This is a genomic window from Micromonospora wenchangensis, from assembly GCF_002210435.1.
Classification (GTDB): Bacteria; Actinomycetota; Actinomycetes; order Mycobacteriales; family Micromonosporaceae; genus Micromonospora; species Micromonospora wenchangensis.
In genome coordinates this window covers 1-23727 of record NZ_MZMV01000032.1, presented here as the reverse complement: position 1 = coordinate 23727, position 23727 = coordinate 1, and the positions used below count along the sequence as shown (strand labels likewise).

23 protein-coding genes are annotated in these 23727 nt (G+C 73.9%); 13 read left to right on the top strand and 10 right to left on the bottom strand.

The features are described 5' to 3' along the window. The first annotated feature begins 1 nt into the window (after position 1). Both treY and treZ read left to right on the top strand, forming a co-directional pair. Entirely contained in the window at positions 2 to 2362 is a 2361-nt protein-coding gene (gene treY, locus B5D80_RS19100; RefSeq protein ID WP_088645253.1) for a malto-oligosyltrehalose synthase, read from the top strand. After that, entirely contained in the window at positions 2359 to 4092 is a 1734-nt protein-coding gene (gene treZ, locus B5D80_RS19095; RefSeq protein WP_088645252.1) for a malto-oligosyltrehalose trehalohydrolase, read from the top strand. The genes treY and treZ overlap by 4 nt, the downstream gene beginning before the upstream one ends. A gap of 89 nt (positions 4093 to 4181) precedes the next feature. On the opposite strand, the gene B5D80_RS19090 is transcribed toward treZ, so the two are convergent. Both B5D80_RS19090 and B5D80_RS19085 read right to left on the bottom strand, forming a co-directional pair. After that, entirely contained in the window at positions 4182 to 4682 is a 501-nt protein-coding gene (locus tag B5D80_RS19090; protein ID WP_088645251.1) for an NUDIX domain-containing protein, read from the bottom strand. Between the two features lie 39 nt (positions 4683 to 4721). Next, the gene (locus tag B5D80_RS19085) at positions 4722 to 6098 is read right to left on the bottom strand and encodes an NsdA family TPR-like regulatory protein (RefSeq protein ID WP_144081706.1); all 1377 of its coding nucleotides are present in this window, start codon (positions 6096 to 6098) and stop codon (positions 4722 to 4724) included. Between the two features lie 212 nt (positions 6099 to 6310). Here B5D80_RS19085 and B5D80_RS34440 point away from each other — a divergent pair, with 212 nt between their 5' ends. After that, positions 6311 to 6478 carry a hypothetical protein gene (locus tag B5D80_RS34440; RefSeq protein WP_245854761.1) on the top strand — a complete coding sequence of 56 codons (168 nt, stop codon included), beginning with the start codon at positions 6311 to 6313 and terminating at the stop codon, positions 6476 to 6478. Continuing rightward, on the top strand, positions 6468 to 7649 hold the full coding sequence (locus tag B5D80_RS19080; protein WP_245854759.1) for a helix-turn-helix domain-containing protein: 1182 nt from the start codon (positions 6468 to 6470) through the stop codon (positions 7647 to 7649). The genes B5D80_RS34440 and B5D80_RS19080 overlap by 11 nt, the downstream gene beginning before the upstream one ends. 145 nt (positions 7650 to 7794) lie before the next feature. Here B5D80_RS19080 and B5D80_RS19075 read toward each other — a convergent pair whose 3' ends face one another. Then, the gene (locus B5D80_RS19075; RefSeq protein ID WP_088645248.1) at positions 7795 to 9429 is read right to left on the bottom strand and encodes a cellulose-binding domain-containing protein; all 1635 of its coding nucleotides are present in this window, start codon (positions 9427 to 9429) and stop codon (positions 7795 to 7797) included. Positions 9430 to 9812: 383 nt separating this feature from the next. Here B5D80_RS19075 and B5D80_RS19070 point away from each other — a divergent pair, with 383 nt between their 5' ends. The 4 genes from B5D80_RS19070 to B5D80_RS34830 all read left to right on the top strand — a co-directional run bounded on the left by B5D80_RS19070 (position 9813) and on the right by B5D80_RS34830 (position 14380). After that, entirely contained in the window at positions 9813 to 10748 is a 936-nt protein-coding gene (locus tag B5D80_RS19070) for a hypothetical protein (protein WP_088645247.1), read from the top strand. Positions 10749 to 10803: 55 nt separating this feature from the next. After that, positions 10804 to 12072: a sensor histidine kinase gene (locus tag B5D80_RS19065; RefSeq protein ID WP_088645246.1), complete on the top strand. Its 1269-nt coding sequence runs from the start codon at positions 10804 to 10806 to the stop codon at positions 12070 to 12072. After that, complete coding sequence (locus tag B5D80_RS19060) at positions 12069 to 12695, top strand: response regulator transcription factor (protein ID WP_088645304.1); 627 nt, start codon at positions 12069 to 12071, stop codon at positions 12693 to 12695. Before B5D80_RS19065 ends, B5D80_RS19060 begins: the two co-directional genes overlap by 4 nt. Before the next feature lie 113 nt (positions 12696 to 12808). Continuing rightward, positions 12809 to 14380: a pentapeptide repeat-containing protein gene (locus B5D80_RS34830; RefSeq protein ID WP_088645245.1), complete on the top strand. Its 1572-nt coding sequence runs from the start codon at positions 12809 to 12811 to the stop codon at positions 14378 to 14380. Between the two features lie 79 nt (positions 14381 to 14459). Here the strand turns inward: B5D80_RS34830 and B5D80_RS19050 are convergent, their stop codons facing one another. Further along, positions 14460 to 14951, bottom strand: a complete 492-nt coding sequence (locus B5D80_RS19050) for an FBP domain-containing protein (RefSeq protein ID WP_088645244.1) — start codon at positions 14949 to 14951, stop codon at positions 14460 to 14462. A gap of 65 nt (positions 14952 to 15016) precedes the next feature. Between B5D80_RS19050 and B5D80_RS19045 the strand changes: the two genes are divergently transcribed. After that, positions 15017 to 15571 (top strand): TetR/AcrR family transcriptional regulator, encoded by a 555-nt coding sequence (locus tag B5D80_RS19045; RefSeq protein ID WP_245854757.1) that lies wholly within the window; start codon positions 15017 to 15019, stop codon positions 15569 to 15571. Between the two features lie 9 nt (positions 15572 to 15580). On the opposite strand, the gene B5D80_RS33715 is transcribed toward B5D80_RS19045, so the two are convergent. From B5D80_RS33715 to B5D80_RS19030, 4 genes are read right to left on the bottom strand one after another with little or no spacing between them, the layout of a single operon-like run. Then, positions 15581 to 15745: a hypothetical protein gene (locus B5D80_RS33715; RefSeq protein WP_169733078.1), complete on the bottom strand. Its 165-nt coding sequence runs from the start codon at positions 15743 to 15745 to the stop codon at positions 15581 to 15583. Continuing rightward, a complete protein-coding gene (locus B5D80_RS19040; RefSeq protein ID WP_088645242.1) occupies positions 15742 to 15963 on the bottom strand; it encodes a helix-turn-helix domain-containing protein in 222 nt (73 codons plus the stop codon). Before B5D80_RS19040 ends, B5D80_RS33715 begins: the two co-directional genes overlap by 4 nt. Continuing rightward, positions 15963 to 16442 carry a DUF2975 domain-containing protein gene (locus B5D80_RS19035; protein ID WP_088645241.1) on the bottom strand — a complete coding sequence of 160 codons (480 nt, stop codon included), beginning with the start codon at positions 16440 to 16442 and terminating at the stop codon, positions 15963 to 15965. The genes B5D80_RS19040 and B5D80_RS19035 overlap by 1 nt, the downstream gene beginning before the upstream one ends. A gap of 31 nt (positions 16443 to 16473) precedes the next feature. After that, positions 16474 to 17955: a glutamate-cysteine ligase family protein gene (locus B5D80_RS19030; protein WP_088645303.1), complete on the bottom strand. Its 1482-nt coding sequence runs from the start codon at positions 17953 to 17955 to the stop codon at positions 16474 to 16476. A 163-nt stretch (positions 17956 to 18118) separates the two neighbouring features. On the opposite strand from B5D80_RS19030, the gene B5D80_RS19025 reads away from it, so the two are divergent. After that, positions 18119 to 18454 (top strand): DUF3817 domain-containing protein, encoded by a 336-nt coding sequence (locus B5D80_RS19025; RefSeq protein WP_088645240.1) that lies wholly within the window; start codon positions 18119 to 18121, stop codon positions 18452 to 18454. A gap of 80 nt (positions 18455 to 18534) precedes the next feature. Here B5D80_RS19025 and B5D80_RS19020 read toward each other — a convergent pair whose 3' ends face one another. Continuing rightward, entirely contained in the window at positions 18535 to 19077 is a 543-nt protein-coding gene (locus B5D80_RS19020; protein WP_211291576.1) for a hypothetical protein, read from the bottom strand. A 144-nt stretch (positions 19078 to 19221) separates the two neighbouring features. On the opposite strand from B5D80_RS19020, the gene B5D80_RS19015 reads away from it, so the two are divergent. Genes B5D80_RS19015 through B5D80_RS19005 form a run of 3 tightly spaced genes read left to right on the top strand, consistent with a single transcriptional unit; the run spans position 19222 to position 23260 of the window. After that, positions 19222 to 20340 (top strand): baeRF2 domain-containing protein, encoded by a 1119-nt coding sequence (locus B5D80_RS19015; protein WP_088645239.1) that lies wholly within the window; start codon positions 19222 to 19224, stop codon positions 20338 to 20340. Beyond that, positions 20333 to 22096, top strand: coding sequence for a thiamine pyrophosphate-binding protein (locus B5D80_RS19010; protein WP_088645301.1), 1764 nt, complete (start codon positions 20333 to 20335; stop codon positions 22094 to 22096). Before B5D80_RS19015 ends, B5D80_RS19010 begins: the two co-directional genes overlap by 8 nt. A gap of 51 nt (positions 22097 to 22147) precedes the next feature. After that, entirely contained in the window at positions 22148 to 23260 is a 1113-nt protein-coding gene (locus B5D80_RS19005) for an iron-containing redox enzyme family protein (protein ID WP_088645238.1), read from the top strand. Here B5D80_RS19005 and B5D80_RS19000 read toward each other — a convergent pair. After that, positions 23180 to 23401, bottom strand: a complete 222-nt coding sequence (locus B5D80_RS19000; RefSeq protein ID WP_088645237.1) for a CDGSH iron-sulfur domain-containing protein — start codon at positions 23399 to 23401, stop codon at positions 23180 to 23182. The two genes, B5D80_RS19005 and B5D80_RS19000, sit on opposite strands and share 81 nt — an antisense overlap. Between the last annotated feature and the right edge of the window lie 326 nt (positions 23402 to 23727).

Below are 23727 nucleotides of genomic sequence, written 5' to 3'. Positions count from 1 at the left end.
CATGCCCGCACAGCCCCGACCCGACTCGACGGCGACGGTCGGGTCGACCTACCGCGTCCAGGTCCGACCCGGGTTCGACCTCGACACCACCGCCGCGCTGGCCGACTGGCTCGCCGACCTGGGCGTCACCCACCTCTACACCGCGCCCCTGCTCACCGCCACCCCCGGCTCCGCGCACGGCTACGACGTGGTCGACCACCGCGCCACCAACCCGGAGCTGGGCGGGGAGGCCGGCCGGCAGCGGCTGGTCCGGGCGTCGCGGGCGGCCGGGCTCGGCCTGGTCGTCGACATCGTGCCCAACCATGCCGGGGTCGCCCAGCCGGCGGCGAACCCGGCCTGGTGGGACGTGCTGCGCCGGGGCCGGGCGTCGGCGTACGCCGACTGGTTCGACATCGACTGGGAGCGGGGCCGGCTGCTGCTGCCGGTGCTCGCCGACAGCCCCGACGCCGTCGACGACCTCAAGCTGGTCGACGGGGAGCTGCGCTACCACGAGCACCGGTTCCCGGTCGCCGACGGCACCGGCGACGGCAGCCCCCGCGAGGTGCACGACCGGCAGCACTACGAGCTGGTCTCTTGGCGGCGCGGCGACACCGAGCTGACGTACCGCCGGTTCTTCGCCGTGTCCGACCTGGCCGGGCTGCGGGTGGAGGACCCGGCGGTCTTCGACGCCACCCACGCCGAGGTGCTGCGCTGGGTGGCCGCCGGTGAGGTCGACGGCATCCGCGTCGACCACCCCGACGGCCTGCGCGACCCGGCCGGCTACCTGGCCCGGTTGCGCGCCGCCGCCCCGCACGCCTGGCTGGTGGTGGAGAAGATCCTGGAGTACGGCGAGGAGCTGCCCGACTGGCCGGTCGACGGCACCACCGGCTACGACGCGCTGGCCGCGGTCTGCGGGCTGTTCGTCGACGGGCGGGCCGAGGGCGACTTCACCGCCCTCGACGCCCGGCTCACCGGTCACCACACGTCCTGGCAGGATCTCACCCACGCCACCAAGCTGGCGGCCGCCACCCGGCTGCTCGCCGCCGAACTGGGCCGGCTCGCCGCCCTCGCCCCCGACCTCGACCCCGACGCCACCCGGGCAGCCCTGGCGGAGCTGGCCGCCTGCTTCCCGGTCTACCGCGGCTACCCGCCGCACGGGGCCCGGCACCTGGCCGCCGCCCGTGCCGAGGCGGGCCGCCGCCGACCCGACCTCACCGCCACCCTCGACGCGGTGACCGCCCTGCTGCGGCGTCCCGGGCACGAGCTGGCCGCCCGGTTCCCGCAGCTCACCGGCGCGGTGATGGCCAAGGGGGTGGAGGACACCGCCTACTACCGGTGGAGCCGGTTCGTGGCGCTGAACGAGGTCGGCGGCTCACCCGCCCACTTCGGGGTGCCCCCGGCGGAGTTCCACCGGTTCGCCGCCGCCAGGCAGGTCCGCTGGCCGACGGGCATGACCACGCTGTCGACCCACGACACCAAGCGCGGTGAGGACGTCCGGGCCCGGCTCGCCGTGCTCGCCGAGCTGCCGGCCCGCTGGGCGGAGCAGGTCGGCGACTGGACGGCCCGCGTGCCGCTGGCCGATCCGGCGTTCGCCCACCTGGTGTGGCAGACCGCAGTGGGCGCCTGGCCGATCGACCGGGAGCGGCTGCACGCGTACGTGGAGAAGGCGGCCCGGGAGGCGTCGGTGTCGACGAGCTGGGCCGACCCCGACCCGACCTTCGAACGCGACCTGCACGACCTGGTCGACCGGATGTACGACGACCCGCAACTGCACGCGGAGATCACCGGGTTCGTCGACGCGGTCACCCCGGCCGGCTGGTCCAACGCGCTCGGGCAGAAGCTGGTGCAGCTCGCCATGCCCGGGGTGCCCGACACCTACCAGGGCACCGAGCTGTGGGAGAACTCCCTGGTCGACCCGGACAACCGCCGCCCGGTCGACTTCGCCGTACGCCGGGAGCTGCTGGCCCGGCTCGATGCCGGCTGGCAGCCGGCGGTGGCCGCCGACGGCGCGGCCAAGCTGCTGGTGGTCTCCCGCACGCTGCGGCTGCGCCGCGACCACCCGGAGCTGTTCGACGGTTACCGGCCGGTCGCCGCGCACGGGCCGGCCGCCGCGCACGTGGTCGCCTTCGACCGGGGTGGGGCGGTCGCGGTGGCCACCCGGCTGCCGGTGGGGCTGGCCCGCGACGGCGGCTGGCGCGACACCCGCCTGTCGATGCCCGGCAACAGTGTTACCGACGTGTTCACCGGCCAGGTCTACAGTGGGTCTGAGCTGCTCCTTCATGATCTGCTGGACACCTATCCGGTGGCCCTGCTCGCGCCCACCGCCGTGCTCGCGCCCACCGCCCTGCTGGCTCCCACCGACCCCGCGGAGGCTGCCGCATGACCGAGTTCACCGTCTGGGCGCCCGACGTCGCCCGGCTCCGGCTGCGTCTGCCCGGCGTCGCCGACCATGACATGCGGGCCGGGCCGGACGGGTGGTGGCGGGTCGAGGTGCCCGACGCCGGCCCCGGCACCGACTACGCGTTCCTGCTCGATGACGAGGACACCCCGCTGCCCGACCCGCGTTCGGCGTGGCAGCCGGCCGGGGTGCACGGGCCTAGCCGGCGCTACGACCACGCCGCCTTCGATTGGACCGACCAGGGCTGGACCGGCCGGCAACTGTCCGGCAGCATCCTCTACGAGCTGCACATCGGCACGTTCACCCCGCAGGGCACCTTCGACGCGGCGATCGACCGCCTCGACCACCTGGTCGACCTCGGCGTCGACCTGATCGAGTTGCTCCCGGTCAACGCCTTCAACGGCGAGCACAACTGGGGCTACGACGGGGTCTGCTGGTTCGCCCCGCACGAACCCTACGGCGGGCCGGACGGGCTGAAACGGCTTGTCGACGCCGCCCACGCCAAGGGTCTGGGGGTGATCCTCGACGTCGTCTACAACCATTTCGGGCCCTCCGGGGCCTACGCGCCGAACTTCGCGCCGTACCTGAGCGAGCAGAGCAACCCGTGGGGCCGCACGGTCAACCTGGACGGCCCGCACTCCGACGGGGTGCGCCGCTACATCATCGACTCGGTGCTGATGTGGCTGCGCGACTACCACGTCGACGGCCTGCGGCTCGACGCCGTGCACGCGATGCCCGACACCCGGGCCACCCACCTGCTGGAGCAGCTGGCGGTCGAGGTGGATTCGCTCGCCACCCACCTGGGCCGCCCGCTGTCGCTGATCGCCGAGTCCGACCTCAACGACCCCCGGCTGATCACCGCCCGGGAGGCCGGCGGCTACGGCCTGCACGCGCAGTGGAACGACGACGCCCACCACGCCCTGCACACCCTGCTCACCGGGGAACGGCAGGGCTACTACGGCGACTTCGGCTCGCTGGAGTGCCTGACCGACGTGCTGACCGGGGCGTTCTTCCACGCCGGCACCTGGTCCAGCTTCCGCAACCGCACCCACGGCCGCCCGGTGGACCGGCACACCGTCCCCGGGCACCGGTTCGTTGCGTACCTGCAGAACCACGACCAGGTCGGCAACCGGGCCACCGGCGACCGGATCTCCGCCGGGCTGTCGCCCGCGCTGCTGCGGGTCGGGGCGATGCTGCTGCTGACCGCGCCCTTCACCCCGATGCTGTTCATGGGGGAGGAGTGGGCGGCCAGCACCCCGTGGCAGTTCTTCACCAGTCACCCGGAGCCGGAGCTGGCGGCGGCGGTGGCCACCGGCCGGCGGCGGGAGTTCGCCGCGCACGGCTGGCCGCCGGGTGACGTGCCCGACCCGCAGGACCCGCAGACCTTCCTCCGCTCCCGGCTCGACTGGGCCGAGCTGGACAAACCCGAACACCGCGAGATGTACGAGTTCTACCGGCGGCTGATCGCGCTGCGCAAGAACCGGGCCGACCTGTCCGACCCCCGGCTGCACCGCATGCAGGTACGCCACGGCGACCAGTTCCTGGTGGTTCGCCGGGGCGAGTGCCTGGTGGTGGCGAACCTTGCCGGCCGGCCGCAGCGGGTCACCCTGCCCGGGGTGGCCCGCCGGGTGCTGCTCACCACCGGGGAGGGCGTCACGGTGATGCGCGACCGGGTCGAGCTGCCGGCGGAGACGGCGGCGATCGTGGCGCTCTGAGCGCGGCGGAAGCCACGATGAGGCTCCAGACCCGGCCGCTCACGCCGGCCCACAGCAGGCAGGAAAAGGTCGGGAAGGTCTCGGGTAGATCAATCCTGCCGGCATTGCCGTGCAGCGGTTCCGCCGTCGGCGAGGTAGATCGGGGTACGACGGGTTCGTGCGCGAATCGCGGCACCCACCCGTGGGGCGACGTTGCCGGGAAGGCGTTGTTGGGCTTCGTCAGGTGCGAAGAAACCAGCGTCTTCGATCTCCTGCCTCGGCAGGGTGAAACCGTCGTGTCGGGTGACGGTCCCACAGTCGAAGGTGAAGTGGACGAGGGCACGCGGCCGTTGCCCGGCCGGGGGTGCCCAGTCCACGACAAGTAGCTCACCCACCGCCACGGCGATGCCGAGTTCTTCCCGGGCTTCGCGGGCACATGCCTGGTGCGGGTACTCGTCCTGTTCCACGTACCCGCCCGGGAAGGCCCAGTGATCGCGGTAGGTGGGCTTGACGAGGAGCACATCGCCCACCGCGTCGGTGATGAAGGCGGCCGTGGCGGCATGGAAGGCGGGCAGGTTCGCATACCAGGTGCTGGGCTCCGTCCACGTCACGTGTGTGACGTTAGCCGGAGGTGTCGATGCGAGCTTGCGTTACTTCAACGGCCCCGGGTGCGGGCGCGATGACGGTACGGGTGCGAGCGTGCTGAGGAGGTCGTGGACGTCGGCCATCGCTCGGTGGGGGTTCAACACGGCGGTGAGTTCCTGGACGCGCTGCGTCACCCGGGCAGAGCTAACCTGCGACGCGTGTCGTGCAGCCTCCCGGCCCCAGGTACAGGCTGCTTCGATGTCTCCGGCCTGAGCATGGGTCAGCGCGATCAGGGCGCTGTGTAATGCGCGCGTCCGGGCATTCGGGCTGGCGAGGGTGACCGCGTCGGACGCGTGCCGTAGTGCTTGCCGGTGCAGGCGTAGGTCGCTGAGGCACTTCAGGGTGGCACCCGCGAGGTGGGCCGGGCTGAAGTAGCTCACCCATTGTGGGCTTTCGTCCTTCCGCATCCGATCGACAGCCCGCTCTGCCTTGGCGAGCGCTGCTCGACAGGCGCGTCTCTCCCCGGAACGGCCGTATGCGCTGGCTGCCGTGGTGTAGAGCCGGGCTCGGACCGCAGCGGGGGCGCGGCCTGCCCCCTCGACGGCTGCCTCCGCGAGTCGGGCGGCGTCCCGGGTACTCCCGAGATAAGTCGCCTGAGTGGCGAGGTTTGCCAGGAGATGTGCACCGTAGAGGCGGTCATCTGCGGCCTTGGCGAGTCGTAGCGCGATGGTGACGTGATGCTGGGCGATGCCGTGTTCACCTGCGTCGTAGGACATGAAGGCGAGCTGGCCGCAGAGCGCCGCGGTGGCGCGCATGAGATCACGCCCGACAGCATCTGCATAGGCGCCATGCAACATGGGAATTACCTGCCGGGCGAGGAGATCGGCCATGAGTGCGCGGGTGTGCGGGGAGCCGCCGCCGTGGCGTCGATCGAGGTCGGCGAAGTGTCCGGCGAGGAGGTGCAGCGGTTGAATGTCGGCCGCCGTCAACGACGGTCGCCCATCGCGGGTCACCTGTGGGTCGGGAAGGTCGTACCGCCAAGCGAACGCGGCCTGTAGCGCCGCTCCGCTGTGGAACACCCCTCCGATCGGTGAGTTGACCCGATGGGCGAGGAGCGTCCAGAGCCGTCCGGCAGCATCGATGGCACCGCCGGCAGTCGAGGGATAGGCGGCATCCGCGAGATCGGTGCCGACGAATCCGAGTTCCGAAATCTCCACGGGACGGCTGAGCTTCCGGGCGATCGTCTCCGCCATCGCGATCTGCACGTGCTCAGCTGGCCGACGTCCACGAAGCCACCAGTAGACGCTGGCCGCGTCGTAACGCCAGATGCCCTGAGCCCGGCCCGCATGGTTGACCTGGCGGGCGAATGCGGCATGCGCATTGCCGTAGCCAGCGGCGAACAGCAGGGCATCAAGAGCCTTGTTCGTTACCGACCGCGCCATTCATCTACCCCCGGGAGTCGACTGGCTACTACCAGCGACGAGCGTAGAGGGAGAACTGGCGTGACAGGGACCCACGCAAGCCCGCGCAACCCGGGGTAGGGGCGGCGCAATCGCGCACACAGCTCGTCATCTGGTCGGTCGACCAGCGGTCGACTTCGCTGAGCCCATCAGGGGAGCCGGCGAAGGCCCCCGGAGTGTCGACGGAGGCGGATATGCGTGAGCAGGGGAATGAGCGGATCGCGAGTCGGGGAGAGCAGGCCGAGGCCGCCGAGCACGAGGCCGCCAAGCGTCGCATTCTCGCGCTGGCCGAGGCGGAGCGGATACCCGTCGAGGACACGACGCGCGCCGTGCCGGATCGGCGGTGGCGGCGTGGGCGCTGACGACCTGCCGGTCGGGCGGCGGGTGGCGCGCTGGCGGGTGCGGCGGAGGATGACCCAACAGATGCTCGCGGACCGGCTCGGCAAGTCGAAGAGCTGGGTGGACAAGGTCGAACGCGGGGTCCGGGCGCTGGACCGGTACTCGGTGATCCAGGAGATCGCCGAGGTGTTGCGGGTCGACCCCGCGGTACTGCTCGGGACCCGGCTGCCGTCGTCGGCGCGGGTCGGTGAAGGGGACGGGGTGGACGGGTTGCGGGCCGCCCTCGCCCGCTACCACGTCGCTGCCGGGGTGGTGTCATCGGCGGAACTGCGACGGCACGTCGAGCACGCCTGGCTGACCTACCAGCACGCGCATTACGCGCAGGTGGTGCGGACGCTGCCGGGGTTGCTCGACGCCGTGCGGAGCCGGTACGCGACAGCACCCGAGGGTGCGGCGGAGCTGTTGGTGCAGACGTACCGGGTCGCCTCGGCGGTGCTGGTGAAGCTCGGCGAGGCAGACCTCGGCTGGCTGGCCGCCGACCGGGCGATGGCCGTGGCGGGCGATGATCCGGTACTGGCGGGGACGGCGGCCGTGGCGGTGGGGCAGGCGCTGCGCGCCCTGAGCCGTGGTCAGTTGGCGCTCGCGGCGACCGTGGCCGCCGCGCGTCGCGTCGCCCCGAGGCCGGTACGCGACGCCACGGTGGCGCGGCAGGCGCTCTGCGGGACGCTGCTGCTCCAGGCCGCCCTTGCCGCCGCCGAGCACGGCGACACCCATCGGGCCGACGAGCTGATCGACCTGACTGCGGAGATCGCCACCCGGGTCGGGGGTGGTGACGATCCCCACCGGATCTGCTTCGGGCCGGTCGTGGTCGAGCTGGCCCGGGTGGTGGCGGCTGTCGAGGTGGGCGACGGTGGGGAGGCTGTCTACCGGCACGAGCAGGTGATCCGTCGGGAGGGGTGGCGGCTGCTGCCGGCCGAGTACCGGGCCGCCTACCTGGTCGACGCCGCGCGGGCGTACCTCCAGGTCGGTGACCTGTTCGGGGCCGGTCGGGTGCTGGTCGACGCGGACGGCATCGCGCCGGCCGAGGTGCGGTGCCGACCGGCGGCGCGTGCGGTGATCGCCGAGATCGCCCGGGGCCGGCCCACCGTGGCCGGTGTCGCGCGACTGGCCACGCTGGTCGGCCTCACCCGGTGACCGGGCCGCCCTCCGGGTGCCCGGCCCCGGCCCGCGCCTCCCGTAGCCGGTGGGCCGCCGCCCGAGCCTGTCGCGTCGACCGGGGCTGCCCGGGGTGGTGGCCCGGCCGGTCCGACCGGCCGGGCCACCCGACGGATACCGGCGGTTACAGGGTGACCTGCCGGCCGCCGAGGGTCACCACGAGCCGCCCGTCGCTGGCGAAGGACCACCCGATGGCCCCGGTGTACGACGCGCAGCGCGAGCCGTTGCTGCCGGTCCAGAACTGGTTGGAGCTGTCGCTGTTGCCGACGATCTTGTCGTTCGAGCCGCTGCCGCTGCGGCACGAGGTGTTGTTCCGGAACACCGAGGTGCCGCCGTCGAACGAGAAGTTGCGCTCGGTGTTGTCGATGCCGAGGTTGTTCGAGACGGTCATCGAGCCGAGGTTGCGGTTGTAGGTGAAGCCGTGCTTGCCGTTGCGGAAGGCGATGTTGCGCCGCACGATGTGGTTGACCCCGATGTCCTCGCCGCCGAGCTTGTAGCCGTTGCGGTCGCCGTTGCCGTTCTGGGTGCCGTTGCTGAGCGTCCCGTTGTTGTAGGCCAGGGAGTCCTCGATGGTCACCGGGCCGATCGGGCCGGTGTCGGTCTTGGTGTAGAGGTCCCAGCCGTCGTCGATGTTGTTGTGGGACACCGCGTACCGGAAGACGTTGCCGGTGCCGACGGTGAGTTTCGCGGCGAAGCCGTCGGCGTCCTCACCGTCGGAGTCGGCGTTGTCGTGCGACTCGGCGCTGAGCACCAGGTTGTTCGACGGCCACTGGTCGCGGGGGGTGCTGGAGGCGATCCGGGAGAGCTGGAGCCCGCTGTCCCGGTTGAACCGGGTCACCGTCCGCTCGATGATGTTGTTGCTGCCGCCGACGAAGATTCCGTTGTCGCCGGCCCGCTCCACGATCAGGCCCTGGACGTGCCAGTACGACCCGTTGAGGGCGAGCCCCCGGTTGGCCGGGTCCTCGCTCATCGCCGAGAAGTTCAGCACCGGTTTCTCGCCCGGGTAGGCGAACAGCTTCTTGCGGGCGCTCGCGGTGCCGTTGTTGCCCGGCTCGATGCTGACGGTCTGGGCGAGCTGGTAGGTCCCGGCCCGCACGTAGATCGTCCCGCCGGCGGGGATGCGGGTGACGGCAGAGGCGAGGGTGGTCGGGTTCGCCTGGGTGCCGGCCGCACCGGCGCTGCCGTTGGTCGCCACGTACAGGGTGCTGCCGCTCGGCGGCGGGGTCGTGGGTGGCGGGGTGGTCGGCGGGGGCGTGGTGGGTGGCGGGGTGGTCGGTGGTGCGGTGGTCGGGGGCGGAGTGGTGGGCGGTGCCGTGGTCGGGGGAGCGGTGGTGGGGGTGGTGCCGCCGCAGGCCACCCCGTTGACCGCGAAGCCCGTCGGGGTCGGGTTGCTGCCGGTCCAGGTGCCGTTGAAGCCGAACGTGACCGTGCCGTTGGTGCCGACGGCGCCGTTGTAGTCGGCGTTCGCCGCGTTGACGGTGCTGCCGCTCTGGCTGAACGTGGCGTTCCAGCCCTGGTCGACGCGCTGCCCGGCGGTGAACGACCAGGTGGCCGCCCAGGAGCTGATCGGGTCACCGAGGTTGGTGAGCGTGACGTTCGCGGTGAAGCCGCCGGACCACTGGCTGGCCACCGTGTAGTCGACCCGGCAGCCGGCGGCGGCCTGGGCCGCGTTCGCGGTGACCACCGCGCCGGCGGTGGTGAGCGCCGTCGCGGCGACCGCGGAGATCCACCACGCCGTACGGCGCTGGCGAAGGATCATGGTTCTCTCCTGTGGATGTGGTGAGGGAGCCCGCGCGCGGGGTCGGCGACACCGGTGCCCGGCGGGGGCGGGGCGGGCGGGCCCGCCCTGGCGGCCCGTCACGGGAGGAATCGCTCGCGCCGGATCAGCCCGGATCGCCAGACGCGAGGTGTTGCCGGCGGGACGACCGGGGCCGTTGACGACCGGGGCCGTTCCCGACGCGCTGACCAGTCAGTTCGAGCAGGTAAGCGCTTTCTTCCCCACGGTACTGACCGTTCTCGATGCCGTCAATCGGGCGACGGCCCACCTCCACCCAGGGGAGGAGGCGATCTCCGACCGGGGGCCGCGACCGGGGCTCCCGGTCGGACGCGGTCGGGGCCGCCGGCCGACGAACGTCTACAGGCATGACTGACCTGATGTCCCGGGCGGCCGGACGGCACCGCCCCCTCGTTCTGCTCACCGCCGCGATGGCGGTGCTCGCCGTGGTGGCGGCCGTCGGCGTGGCCGCCGACCCGAGGGTGCTCACCGGCGTGCCGATCTGGCTCAAGCCGTTCAAGTTCTCGGTGTCCTTCGCGCTCTACGCGGCCACCCTCACCTGGATGCTGGCCCAGTTGCCCCGCCGCAGCCGGATCGGGGAGTGGGCGGCAAGCGTGGTGGTGGCGACGTCCCTGATCGAGATGGTGGTGATCGTCGGGCAGGTGCTGCGCGGCACGACCAGCCACTACAACGAGACCAGCCCGCTCAACGCCGCGCTCTGGCAGGTGATGGGCGCGGCCGTCATGCTGCTGTTCGTCGCACACGTCGTCGTCGCCGTCACCCTGCTGGTGCGACGGGCCGGGGACCGGGCCACCCGGTGGGCGATGGGGTTCGGGCTCGGCCTGTCCGCCCTGGGCATGCTGGTGGCGGTGCCGATGACCCAGCCCGGCCAGACGCCGGCCGACGCCGAGGGGATCACCGGGGCGCACAGCGTCGGGGTGCCCGACGGCGGCCCGGGGCTGCCGATCCTCGGCTGGAGCACCACCGGGGGCGACCTGCGGATCGGGCACTTCGTCGGGCTGCACGCCCTGCAGGCGCTGCCGGTCCTGGCCTTCCTGCTGCGCCGCTACCTGGGCGGCTGGCTCGACGAGCGGGACCTGGTCCGGCTGCTGGCCGTCGCGGGCACCGGGTACGGCGTACTCACGCTGCTGTTGACCTGGCAGGCGCTGCGCGGGCAGCCGCTGCTGCGGCCGGACCTGACCACGCTCGCCGCGCTTGCCGCCCTGGTGGCCGCGACCGTGCTCGCCGTGACGGCGGTGGTGGCGTCCCGGCGGCGTCGCCCGGAACTGGCGCTGGCCGCGTGACCTCCACCCACCCGGCGGGTCCTGCGCCGGCCCCGCGGTCCGTAGGCTGATCGGCGTGGGCTGGCTGGGACGGCTGTTCGACACGCGGGACACGCTGGTGCGGATGGTCCTGCTCGACGCCAGCGGCCTGTGCTACCTCCTCTTCGGCACCAAGACCGGTCAGCCGCCGACGGGCCGGCAGTGGGCGCTCGCGGTGGCCGCCTTCGCCGTCGCGCTGCTGGCTCACCGCCGGCCCCTGCTCAACCTGACGGCGCAGACCGCGCTGCTGGCGGCGGCGATCGTCGTGCTCGACGACACCACGATCAACCAGGTCGGGGCGAGTTGGCTGCTGCTCGAGGTGACCATGCGCTCCCGGCGTCCCCGCACCGGCTGGTGGGCGGCCGCGGGGTTGACCGTGGTCGCGGCGTTCGACCCGTCCGGGCACACCGGCCGGGGCGTCGTCGGCACGGTGTTCGGGCTGCTGGTGGACGTCGGGCTGCCGCTGCTGATCGGCACCGTGGTGCGGACCAACCGGGAACTCGGCCGGCAGGCCGAGGAACGGGCCCGGGCCGAGCACCTGCACCGCGAGTCGGAGCAGCGCGCGGCGCGCGCCGACGAACGCAGCGCCATCGCCCGCGAGCTGCACGACGTGGTGGCTCACCACGTGGCCTCGATGGTGCTGCGCGTCGGGGTCGCCCGGCACGTCCTCACCGACCTCGACCCCCGGGTGGGCGCCGTCTTCGACGACGTGCACGCCACCGGGACGGCGGCGCTGGCGGACCTGCGCGGCCTGGTCGCGGTGCTGCGCGATCCCGACGTGGCGCACGGCGACGCGACGTTGACCGCGATCGAGCCGTCGGCGCTGCCGGCCGCGCTCGGGGCGGCGGTCGACCGGGCCCGGCAGGCCGGGGTCACGGTCGAGGCGGACGTCGCCCCGGCGGTGGGCACCCTCGACGCGGTACGCGGGCTGGCGGTGCTGCGGTTGACCCAGGAGGCGCTGACCAACGTGGTGAAACACGCCGGACCGTCCGCGCGGGCGCGGCTGACCGTGGCGGTGGTCGACGACGCCGTGCACTGGGAGGTGGCCGACGACGGGCGCGGCTGGACGCCGACGGCGGTGCCGCCCGGTGGGGGACACGGCCTCACCGGCATGCGGGAACGGGTCGAGGTGCTCGGCGGGCGGCTGGACGCCGGCCCCTTCGGCACCGGGTGGCGGGTCCGCACGGTGCTGCCCGCCGTGGTGTCCGCCGCCGCCGGCCCGTACCCGGCCGCCGGCCCACCCCCGGACGGTACGCCGACCCCGCCGCCCGGTTCGGGTGGCCCGTACCGGGCGCGGCGGTCGTGATCCGGGTGCTGCTGGTCGACGACCAGCATCTCATCCGCGCGGGCCTGCGCATGCTCTGCGACGCGCAGCCGGACATCGAGGTGGTCGGGGAGGCCGACAACGGCCGCGACGCCGTCACCCTGGCCGCCCAGCTCGTCCCCGACGTGGTGGTGATGGACCTGCGGATGCCCGGCGTCGACGGGATCACCGCGACCGGCCGCATCCTCGCCGACCGGCCGGCGACGCGGGTGCTGGTGCTGACCACGTTCGGCGACGACGACCACCTCTACCCCGCGCTCACGGCCGGGGCCTGCGGTTTCCTGCTCAAGGACGCCCCGCCCGGCGACCTGGTCGACGGGGTGCGGCGGGCCGCCGCCGGGGGCAGCCCGTTCAGCGAGGAGGTGCTGCAACGGCTGGTCCGGCGGGCGGTGCACGCCCGCGCCGAGCCGCCCCGGCCGGTGGCCGGGCTGACCGCCCGGGAACAGGACGTGCTCGCCCTGGTGGCCGAGGGGCTGTCGAACACCGAGATCGCCGACCGGTTGCACATCGGCGTGACCACGGTCAAGACCCACATCACCAGCCTGATGACCAAGACGGACAGCCCGAACCGGGTACGCCTGGCGCTGTTCGCCCGGGGCGGCTGACCGCGCGCACCCGAGGGCCGACCGCGCCGCCCGCCCAGTGCGGTGTCGGTCGGCCCGGCTATCCTGCGCGACGCCGGGGCGTGCCCGGCGGGGTGGTACGGGTGGGAGGTCGGGTGACGGTCGGGGAGTCGGACCCGGTGGCGTTTCAGGCCGCCGTCCGCGCGGTGACGCAGGAGACGGGCGCGGGCCGGACCGCCGCCCTGCGCGGCCTCGGTGAGCTGGTGGCCGGGCGTCCCGGGCTGCGGTCCCGGGCGGTCGCGGCGCTCGCCGACGGGCTGCGGGCACCGGTGGGGGCCGACGGGTGGGACGCCGACGCCCGGCGGGAGGCGGGCCGGGTGCTGGCCGCGCTGCTGCGCCCGGCGGCGCAGGCCCCGGCCCGGTCGGTGGACCCGGACGCCGACCCGGAGCCACCGCCCGCCGTCGACCTCGACCTGCGGGCGGCCACCCTGGTGGACCTCGACCTCGCAGGCGCGGTGCTGGGTGCGGCCCGGTTCGCCGACGCCAGGTTCCTCGGGGCCACCTCGTTCGCCGACGCCCGGTTCACCGGTGTCGCCGACTTCGCCCGTACCGTCTGGCACGGTCCGGCCCGGTTCAGCCGGGCCGGGTTCCTCGACCATGCCGCGTTCGGTCGGGCCCGGTTCCGCGCCGACGCCGACTTCACCGGGGTCCGGTTCGCCGCGTTCGCCTGGTTCGGTCGAGGCGAGGACGAGCTGTGGGAGGACGACCCGGCCTGGGAGACCATCGAGGAGACCTCCCCCGCCCCCTGGGACGAGCCGAACGAGGACGACCCGCACTGGCCGGTCGCCGTGCTGATGGGCGACTACCAGGAGTGGAGCGAGGGTGGCGACGGTGCCCGGTTCGTCGGGCCGGTGTCGTTCCGGCAGGCCCGGTTCGCCGGTCCGGCCTGGTTCTTCAAGGCGCGGTTCGCCTCCGCCGCGTCGTTCCGGCAGGCGCGGTTCGCCGGTCCGGTCCACCTCGACCAGCCCACCGTGGATCTCGCTGGCGCGACCTGGGCCGACACGGCCGACGACGGGCCGGTGTGCTGGCCGCTGGGCTGGACGCCGGCACCGGCCGGGCCGGACGGGGCGCAGCTGGTGCCCGACGACTCCGTCCGGCCGTACGCGGGCCAGCTCGCCGACGCCGACCCGGACGTGCGCCGGGCCGGGCTGGCGGTCCTCGTCGACCTCGGCGACGCCCGGCCGGAGCTGCGGCAGCGGGTGGTGGACACGGTCTGCGGCTACCTGCGGATGCCGCTGCCGTTCGACCTGGCCGACGCCCGCACCGACGGGCAGGCCGCCGAGCTGGAGCTGCGGCGCACCGCGCAGCGGCTGCTGGCGGCGCGGCTGCGTCCGTCGACGGACGCCCCGGGCGGGCCGCCGCACTGGTCGGGGACGGACCTGATGCTCTGCGGGGCCACCCTGGTCGACCTCGACCTCGGCGGTTGTCACATCGGCCACGCCGATTTCACCGGCGTCCAGTTCCACGGCGACACCGGGTTCGCGGGGAGTGTCTTCGCCGGGGCGGCCTTCCGGCTCGGCGGCGGCGACGGGCGGGCGTCGTTCCACGGGCCGGTCAGCTTCGCCGGGGCGCGGCTCGACCGCCGGCGCGGTGTGCGTGAGGTCCTCGGCGAGGTGGCGGGTCATGCCGGGGTGGTGCTCGACGAGGCGGTGTCACCCCCGGGGTGAGCACCGGCGCGCGGCCCGGTGCGCGTCGGGCGGGTGTCGCGTGGTCCCGCCACCGGCCGCGTCGTCCGGCCGGGCACGGTCAGCCGGTGACCCGGGCGACGAACGCGGCGACGTTCGCCGTCAGCCGCTGGACCTTCTCCGCCGTGGTGAGCGACTCCTGCATCCGGGTGCCGGGGCCGGGGTCCTTGCGTCCGCGGACGTAGAGCGGGCAGGCGAGGTCGGTGCAGAGGTAAGTGCCCACCGAGTTGCCCTGCTGTCCCGCCTTGCCGGCCCTCGGTGCGACCATCAGGCTGACGCCGCCGGCGGGGGAGGTCAGGCAGATGGCGCACAGGCCGCGCGGCGGCTGCCGGGTGGTCGGGGTGGGGCAGCGCAGCACCAGGGCGGTCCGCCGGCCTTCCACCTCGGTGACCAGGTAGGCGCGGTCGGGGGCGCGGGGGTCGCGCCAGCCGAGGTAGTCCAGCTCGGGCCAGGGGCGGTCGGCCAGGTCGCGGGGGACGTACAGCCGCTTGCTCTCGCCCTTGGTGCAGTTGACGAAGGCGGAACGGATCTCCTGCTCGGTCAGTGGCTCCATGACGGCAACGGTAATTTGCCTAAAACCTTTAGGCAAACGCATAATGAGTTATGGCACGTGCGGGCTTGACCACCGAGCGTCTCACCCGGGCCGGCGCGGAGCTGGCCGACGAGGTCGGGTTCGACCGGGTGACCCTCTCCGCGCTCGCCCGGCGCTTCGACGTTCAGGTCGCGAGCCTCTACGCGCACGTGCGCAACTCCGGGGACCTGCGCACCCGGATCGCCCTGCTCGCCCTCGACGAGCTGGCCGTCCGGGCCGCCGACGCGCTCGCCGGCCGGGCCGGCCGGGACGCGCTGGCCGCCCTCGGCGGCGTCTACCGCGACTACGCCCGCGAGCACCCGGGCCGGTGGGCCGCCGCCCAGGTCAGGCTCGACCCGGCCACGGCCGCCGCCAGCGCCGGCAGGCGGCACGCCGAGCTGACCCGGGCCATCCTGCGCGGCTACGACCTGCCCGAACCCGACCAGACCCACGCGGTCCGGCTGCTCGGCAGCGTCTTCAACGGCTACGTCAACCTCGAACTGGGCGGCAGCTTCGACCACAGCGCCCCCGACACCGCGCAGACCTGGCCCCGGGTCCTCGACGCCCTCGACGCCCTGCTGCGCCACTGGCCGGCGTCCTGAACCCGGGCGCTACCGCGGCACCCGCAAGACCCGTACGCCGATGGCGACCCCGCCGATGACCAGCAGGCCGCCCAGCAGTTGGAGCCCGGGGGAGTCGTCGGACTCGCCGAGCACGACGCCGGCCAGCCCGGCGACCAGGAGCACGACGGCGGCGGAGGCGAGCAGGTACCTCACGGCGTCGGCTCCCCGTCGTCGACGAATTCGAGCAGGTCGCCCGGCTGGCAGTCGAGCACCCGGCAGATCGCCTCCAGGGTGCTGAACCGCACCGCCTTGGCCCGGCCGTTCTTCAGCACGGCCACGTTCGCCGGGGTCAGGCCGACCCGCTCGGCGAACTCACCGACGCTCATCTTGCGCTTGGCCAGCTCGACGTCGATGCGTACGACGATGGGCATCAGATCACCGCTTCCATGTCGGAGCGCAGCGCGGTGGCCTGGCGCAGCAGCGCCCGCATCACCACCATCAGCAGCCCGAGCACGGTGGCCCCGACGGACAGCAGGAACAGCAGCATCGGCAGGCCGGGGTCGTCGGCGTGGAACCCGACATAGCCGAACACGCCCACCAGCGTCAGCCAGCCGGCGGCGATCGCCCAGACGATGGCGTCCACCCAGACCAGCGCGGGTTCGCTGAAGATCCGGTCGTCGCGGACCAGGGTGAGCAGCCGCCAGGTGGCGACGATCACCACCTGGACGCAGAGCACCCAGAACACCGTCACGGCGGTGGCCGGCCAGCGCAGGTACGCCTGCTCGGGCGACTCCCGGGCCAGGTGGGCGAACTGGCCGGGCAGCGACATGGTCTGGAACAGCACCAGCACCGCGAACAGGACCACGAGAAAGACTCTGAGGGCGGTGACCGCCCAGCGCGCCGTCGTCATGTATCGACTATCGCTCGCAACCTATCGAAAGTCAATCGGTCACCGGCCACTCGTGGACCGGCAGGTTGCTGTGCATCAGCTCGACGTACTGGCGGACCACCTCGCGCAACGCCTCCGGCCGGTCGAGGTGGTCGGCCGACTCCAGCCGGTGCAACGTCGCCACCTGCCAGCTCGCGCCGTTGCGCCCGGTCAGGCAGCGTTGCTCGATGATGCCCAGCAGCCGGTCACGTTCGGCCGGGTCCACACCCCACCGGTCCAACCCCTGGTGGGCCAACGGCAGCAACCGGCGCAGCACCAGCTCCGTCGCCGGCAGGTAGCCCAGCCCCGGCCAGTACACCTGCGCGTCGATGCCGTGCCGGGCGCCGCTGGTGAAGTTCTCCTCCGCCGCGCTGAACGACATCTGCGACCACAGTGGCCGGTCCGACTCGGCAAGCGCCCGGACCAGCCCGAAATAGAACGCGCCGTTGGCGATGGTGTCCACCACCGTCGGCCCGGCCGGCAGCACCCGGTTCTCCACCCGCAGGTGCGGGCGGCCCTTCCACACGTCGTACACCGGGCGGTTCCAGCGGTAGATGGTGCCGTTGTGCAACCGCAGCTCGGCCAGCCTCGGCACGCCACCGGCGGCCAGCGTCTCGGCCGGGTCCTCCGGGTCGCACACCGGCAGCAGCGCCGGGAAGTAGCGCACGTTCTCCTCGAACAGGTCGAACACGCTGGTGATCCAACGCTCCCCGAACCAGACCCGCGGGCGTACCCCCTGGGCCTTGATCTCCTCGGAGCGGGTGTCGGTGGCCTGCTGGAACAGCGGCACCCGGGTCTCGCGCCACAGCTCCCGGCCGAAGAACAGCGGCGAGTTCGCGCCCAGCGCCACCTGGACCCCGGCGACGGCCTGGGCGGCGTTCCAGTAGCCGGCGAAGTCGGCCGGGCTGACCTGGAGGTGGAACTGGGTGCTGGTGCAGGCCGCCTCCGGGGTGATGGTGTCGGCCGTGGTCGCCAGCCGCTCCACCCCGCTGATCGCGATCCGCAGGTCCTCGCCCCGGGCGGCGAAGATCTGCTCGTTGAGCAGCGCGTAGCGCGGATTCGACGACAGCGCCCCCGCGGTCAGGTGCCCCGGCTCCAGGGTGGGCAGGATGCCGATCATCACCATGTGGGCGTCGACCGTGCGGGCCTTCTCCTCCGCGGCGTTCAGGCTGGCCCGCACGTGGGACTCGAACTCGGCCGTGCCGGTGCCGACGAGCCGCCGGGGCGCGACGTTGATCTCCACGTTGAACTGGCCCAGCTCGGTCTGGAAACTGGGATCGGCGACGGCGGCGAGCACGTCGGCGTTGCGCATCGTCGGCCGGGAGTCGTCGTCGACCAGGTTCAGCTCGATCTCCAGGCCGGTCATCGGCCGCTCCACGTCGAACCGGGACTCCCGCAGCATCTCGGCGAAGACGTCCAGACACCGGCGGACCTTCTCCCGGTAGCGGGCCCGGTCCTCCCGACTGAACGTGCGCGCTCCGACTTCCTCGCCCATGGTCACCGCCCTGTCACCGTTGGTCCCGACAAACCTCGCACGTCCCGGGCGAACCGGGAAGACCCGAAGGACCCCTTACGTACCCACCGGCGACCCGGGTGATCCCCGTCGCCCACCGCCCGTCGCGGGTCGTGCGGCCGGGGCGGCTGGATAGCATGGCGCGATGCGCGAGAAGACGACCCGGCTGTTCGTAGCGGCGGCGATCGCCGAGGCCTGCTCCTGGCTGGCCCTGCTGGTCGGCATGGCGGTCAAGTACGGCCCGCCGGGCAACGAGATCGGCGTGCAGGTCTTCGGGCCGATCCACGGCGCGCTCTTCGTCGCGTACGGCCTGCTGGTGCTCGCCGTGGCCCGGCTGCACCGGTGGTCGCCCGGGGTCACCCTCGTGGCGCTGGTCTGCGCGGTCCCGCCGTTCGCCACCCTGCTCTTCGAACGCTGGGCCGCCCGCCGCGGTCTGCTGAGGACCACCGCGCCGCAGCGCCCGCTGACCCCGGTCGGCTGACCACCCCGGGCGACCCACGACCGACCGCCGCCCCGGCCCCGGAGCGTCGGGCCCCGGAGCGTCGGGCCGGTCGGGTGGTGTCAGGTGAGGACCACGGCGGCGGCGACCAGCAGCACCAGCACCGCACCCAGCACCGCCTGGATCAGCAGCGGCGGGCCGAGGTGGCTCCACACCGTTGCGGTACGCGGGGTGAGCAACTGCCCGGTGGTCAGGTTGACGATCCGCTCGATGCGCGGCGGCAGGTCGACGTCCTGCGGGCTCAGCGTGAGCTGCACCCAGTCGGACGGGTGCACCGCGCTCTGCGCCAGGTGCCCGTGCAGCTCCACCTCGTAGAGCTGGCCCTTGTCATCGCGCAGCCGGACCGGGGTGACCAGGAACTCCGGCCCCTTCTTCAGGTCCTTCCACTTGCGGCGGCTGCCGCCGCCGGCCTGCGAGAGCGCCGTGCGCACCAGTATCACCAGCAGCCCCGCCACGCTCGCCGCGGTCAGCACCGCCACCAGCACCGGCTGGCCGATCCTGACCTCGCGGGTGTAGCCGTCCATGAACCGGACCACCCGCCCGGTGAATATCCGCTGCGTCGGGCGGATCACCCGATTACGGAGATCGCTGTCCATGTTCACCACCGAGAGTCCGGTTCCGTTCACTGATGGTATCCGTCTTGCGGGTCGAATGACATGAATGAACCGGGGTCACGTCACCCGGCCCGGTCGAGGTGACATCCCGGGCGGCGCGGGTAAGCGGGCGGCCGAGCCGGAAAGGGGTCGAGCATGCAGCTGTCCTTCCTGCACCAGCTCTACGACCGTCCCGGGCCGTGGTGCTCGGTCTACCTGGACGCCTCCCGGGACACCCAGGACGCGCGCCCGGCGCTGGACCTGCGCTGGCGGGCCCTGGCCGGGCAACTCGCCGCCGGCGGCGCGGACGAGCCGACCATCGCGGCGCTGGACCGGGTGGTCCGCGGCCACGACCCGCTGCCGGGCGACTACGGCCTCGCCGCGTTCGCCAACCGGGGCCGGGTGGCGCTCTCCGAGTACCTCGCCGCGCCACCCCTGCGCGACCTGGCCGCGTACGCCCCGCTGCCGCACGTCATGCCGTTGCTCGCCCAGCGCGGGGAACAGGTCGCCTGGGTCCGGGTGCTCGCCGACCGGACCGGCGCGGACGCGGTCGCGGTCAGCGCCGGCGGGGTGCCCCGACGGGCCCACGTCACCGGCCGGCAGAGCTACCCGCTGCGCCGGGTGCAACCCGGCGGCTGGTCCCAGTCCCGCTACCAGCGGGCCGCGATGGAGGCCTGGCACCACAACGCCGGGGACGCCGCCGCGGCCACCGCCGAACTGGCCGACCGGGTCGGCGCGGACGTGGTCGTGGTCGCCGGGGACGTCCGGGCCACCGGGATGATCGCCGCCCAGCTACCGGCCCGCTGGCAGGACGTGGTGGTCCGCACCGACGCCGGCTCCCGGGCCGGCGGCGCCGACCCGGCGGCGATGGACGACGTCACCGTGCAGACCATCGCCGAGGTCGCCGACCAGCACGTCACCGCCACGCTGGACCGGTTCGGCACCCAGGAGGACGTGGGCGCCGGGCTGGACGCCGTGGTGGCCGCCCTGCAACGCAACCAGGTCGACACCATGCTGCTGGTCGACGACCCGTCGGCCGTCGGCGAGCTGTGGATCGGACCCCGGGCCACCGACATCGCCACCGCACCCGACCAGCTCGCCGCCGTGGCCGACCCGCAACGGGTCCGGGCCGACGCGGCCCTGGTCCGGGCGCTGGTCGGCACCGACGCCGACCTGACCGTCCTCGGCCCGGACGAGGCCCCCGGGCTGGCCGACGGCGTCGGCGCGGTGCTGCGCTACGTCGACCCGGCCACCCCGGGACGTGACCATGGCTGACCGCACCGTCGCGCACCTGGTGGTGGACCGGCTGCGGGCCTGGCGGGTGCCCCGCGCCTTCGGCTGCCCGGGGGAGGCGATCGCCCCCGTGGTCGGGGCGCTGGACGCCGCGGGCGGGGACCCGGAGTTCGTCCCCGCCCGGCACGAGGAGAGCGCCGCCTTCATGGCGACCGGGCACGCCAAGTTCACCGGCGGCCTCGGGGTCTGCCTGGCCACCCAGGGCCCCAGCGCGGTGCACCTGCTCAACGGCCTGTACGACGCGAAGCTGGACAGCAAACCGGTGGTGGCGATCGTCGGCGAGGACGTCACCGGTCCGCTCGGCGAGGTGCACGAGGAGATCGGGCTGACCCGGCTCTTCGGCGACGTGTGCCACCAGTTCGTCCGCTACGGACGTACCCCGGAGCAGGTGCCGGCCCTGCTCGACCAGGCGTTCCGGACCGCCGCGGCGACCCGCAGCCCGACCTGCGTGGTGCTGCCCCGGGCGTTGCAGGAGGCCACCGTGCCGCAGCTGCAACCGCACACGGCCGGGGTGCTCACCGCGACGCCGGGCGAGCCGCTGGCCCGGGTACTGCCGCACCAGGCGGACCTGGACGCCGCCGCGGCGCTGCTCACCGTCGGCCAGCGGGTGGCGATCCTGGTCGGGCAGGGCGGCCGGGGCGCGGCGGAGCAGATCGTGGCGCTGGCCGACCGGCTGGGTGCCGGGGTGGCCGTCTCGCTGCTGGGCAAGCCGGTGCTCGACGAGCGGCTGCCGTTCCACACCGGGGTGCTCGGTGAGGTCGGCTCCACGGCCGCCGCGCAGCTCATGGGCGGCGCGGACACCCTGCTGCTGGTGGGCACGAACGACCCGTGGACCGACTACTTCCCGATGCCCGGCCAGGCCCGCACCATCCAGATCGACATCGACGGGCGACGCATCGGCACCCGGTACCCGGTGGAGGTGCCGCTGGTCGGCGACGCCACCGAGACGCTACGCGCCCTGCTGGGCCAGGTCGCCGACCGCCCCGACCGGCAGTGGCGGGCCACCGTCGAGGGCGCCGTCGACAGGTGGCGTACGGAGGCCGCCGCGCACGCCGCCGCGCCGGCCGAACCGGTCAACCCGCAACTGGTCCTGCGGGAACTGTCCGCCCGGCTGCCGCACGCCGGGTCGGTCGCCGTCGACGTCGGTTCGGTGCTCTCCTGGTACGCCCGCCACCTGCAACTGCCGCCCGGGGTCGACGCGCAGCTCTGCGGTGCCCTCGGCTCGCTCGGCTGCGCCCTGCCGTACGCGCTCGCCGCGAAGCTCGCCCGCCCGGACGTCCCGGTGCTCGCCCTGCTCGGCGACGCCGCGATGCAGCTCAACGGCCTCGCCGAGCTGATCACCGTGGCCCACCGCTGGCAGGACTGGGCCGATCCCCGGCTGGTGGTGCTGGTGCTCAACAACCGGGACCACTCCGGGCTCGGCGACGGCCGCTGGATGCCGGGCGTGCCCGGTCGGCGCGCCGACGTGCCGTACGCCGGCTGGGCCCGGCTGCTCGGCCTGCACGGCGTCCGGGTGGACCGGCCGGAGCTGGTCGGTGCCGCCTGGGACGAGGCGCTCGCCGCCGACCGGCCGTGCGTGCTGGAGGCGGTGGTGGACCCGGCGGTGGCCCCGACGGCGCCGGAGCCGGCCCTGGCCGACCTGCGGAGTCTCTTCGCCGACGGGGACGCCACCCGGCGCATCCGGGACCGGATGATGGCGGCCGAGCGGCAGATCGTCGAGGCGGAGGATCTCGTTTAGCCTCCCGGCCCCCGGGCATCCCTGACCCCACCAGCCACCGGGGGAGGCACGATGTCCGTACCCACCGACCGCCGTTACGGTCCGGCGTCGCTGCCGACACCACGCGGGCCGGTCTCCGGCGCGCTGGTGGCGGCGCTGCGCCGGCCGCCGCACGACCTGCCGGTCGGGCTCGCCGGGGCGCTGGCCGGCGACGTCGGTGACGGGCCCGGCCACCCGGACCCGCTGACCGACGAGGACCGGCAGCTCACCCTCTTCCTCTGCTATGAACTGCACTACCGGGGCTGGGCCGGGGTCGACGAGGACTGGGAGTGGCAGCCGTCCCTGCTGGCGCTGCGCGCCGCGGTCGAGCGGCCGTTCGAGGCGGCGGTGCGCCGCCTGGCCGGCCCGCTGCCGACGGTGCTGCCGGCCGGTGTGCCCGCCGCGCTCGCCGCACTGGTCGCCGCCGACGACGCACCGCCGCTGGCCCGGACCCTGCACCGGCGGGCCAGCCTGGCCCAGTTCCGCGAGTTCGTCACCCACCGTTCGCTCTACCACCTGCGCGAGGCCGACCCGCACAGCTGGGCGCTGCCCCGCCTCGGCGGCCCGGCCAAGGCCGCCCTGGTCGAGATCCAGATGGACGAGTACGGCAACGGCCGGTGCGACCGGATGCACGCCGAACTGTTCCGGGTGACCATGGGACGGCTCGGCCTGGACACCGACTACGCCGCCCACCTGGACCGGGTGCCGGCGGTCACGCTGGCCGTCAACAACCTGATCTCGCTGTTCGGCCTGCACCGACGGCTGCGCGGCGCGCTGCTGGGTCACCTGGCCGCCTACGAGATGACCTCCTCGCTGCCCAACCGCCGGTACGGCAACGGGCTGCGCCGGTTGGGTCTGGACGAGGCGGCCATCCGCTTCTACGACGAGCACGTGGAGGCCGACGCGGTGCACGAGCAGATCGCCGCGCACGACCTGTGCGGCGGCCTGGTCCGCACCGAGCCGGCCCTCGCCGGCGACGTCCTGTTCGGGGCCGCCGCCGCGCTGGCCACCGACCGGCTCTTCGCCGCCCATCTGCTGGACAGCTGGGCCGCCGGCACGTCCTCGTTACGGCTGGGAGCGGAAACCGACGGCCCGGTGGGTGCCGTCGCAGAACGGTTTGCGGCCCGAACGCCCGCAGCGGCATAGCGCCACCGCGCCCCGGCGGGTCTCGATGGCCCGCCCGTCGGGGGTCACCAGCGCGAAGTCGCCCCGGACCAGCAGCGGGCCGTCCGGGTAGGCGGTGATGGTGGCCGCCGCGTCGGCGGTCTGTTCGGGCTCGGCGCTCATCGTCCGGATGTGCCCCGCCCGGTCCCGGCGAAACCCGCACCGGCCCGCCCCGGCCGGGCTGGGCGGTCACCGACCGGCGCGCACCGGTAGGGGCGTACCGGTAGGGCGGGCGGGGATCGCCCCCGTCGGGACGCGATGCCCCGTTTAGACCCCGAAGGGGCGGGAAGCCGGGCCGCGTGGTGAGCGAACGAGGCGGGATGGAGCCGGTGCGGACGGCACCGGCCGGGCCGACGGCCCGGGGCGCCGGACTGGCCGGCGACCGGGTCGTCACGGCCGGCAGCACCGCGCGGGTGCTGGTGGCCGCGGCCGCCCGCGCGCTGCGCGGG

Coding starts and splice junctions, on each gene's coding strand:
- treY (WP_088645253.1), top strand. CDS start 2: ATGCCCGCACAGCCCCGACCCGACTCGACGGCGACGGTCGGGTCGACC.
- treZ (WP_088645252.1), top strand. CDS start 2,359: ATGACCGAGTTCACCGTCTGGGCGCCCGACGTCGCCCGGCTCCGGCTG.
- B5D80_RS19085 (WP_144081706.1), bottom strand. CDS start 6,098: ATGGCGCGGTCGGTAACGAACAAGGCTCTTGATGCCCTGCTGTTCGCC.
- B5D80_RS34440 (WP_245854761.1), top strand. CDS start 6,311: ATGCGTGAGCAGGGGAATGAGCGGATCGCGAGTCGGGGAGAGCAGGCC.
- B5D80_RS19075 (WP_088645248.1), bottom strand. CDS start 9,429: ATGATCCTTCGCCAGCGCCGTACGGCGTGGTGGATCTCCGCGGTCGCC.
- B5D80_RS19070 (WP_088645247.1), top strand. CDS start 9,813: ATGACTGACCTGATGTCCCGGGCGGCCGGACGGCACCGCCCCCTCGTT.
- B5D80_RS19050 (WP_088645244.1), bottom strand. CDS start 14,951: ATGGAGCCACTGACCGAGCAGGAGATCCGTTCCGCCTTCGTCAACTGC.
- B5D80_RS19040 (WP_088645242.1), bottom strand. CDS start 15,963: ATGCCCATCGTCGTACGCATCGACGTCGAGCTGGCCAAGCGCAAGATG.
- B5D80_RS19035 (WP_088645241.1), bottom strand. CDS start 16,442: ATGACGACGGCGCGCTGGGCGGTCACCGCCCTCAGAGTCTTTCTCGTG.
- B5D80_RS19030 (WP_088645303.1), bottom strand. CDS start 17,955: ATGGGCGAGGAAGTCGGAGCGCGCACGTTCAGTCGGGAGGACCGGGCC.
- B5D80_RS19025 (WP_088645240.1), top strand. CDS start 18,119: ATGCGCGAGAAGACGACCCGGCTGTTCGTAGCGGCGGCGATCGCCGAG.
- B5D80_RS19015 (WP_088645239.1), top strand. CDS start 19,222: ATGCAGCTGTCCTTCCTGCACCAGCTCTACGACCGTCCCGGGCCGTGG.
- B5D80_RS19010 (WP_088645301.1), top strand. CDS start 20,333: ATGGCTGACCGCACCGTCGCGCACCTGGTGGTGGACCGGCTGCGGGCC.
- B5D80_RS19005 (WP_088645238.1), top strand. CDS start 22,148: ATGTCCGTACCCACCGACCGCCGTTACGGTCCGGCGTCGCTGCCGACA.
- B5D80_RS19000 (WP_088645237.1), bottom strand. CDS start 23,401: ATGAGCGCCGAGCCCGAACAGACCGCCGACGCGGCGGCCACCATCACC.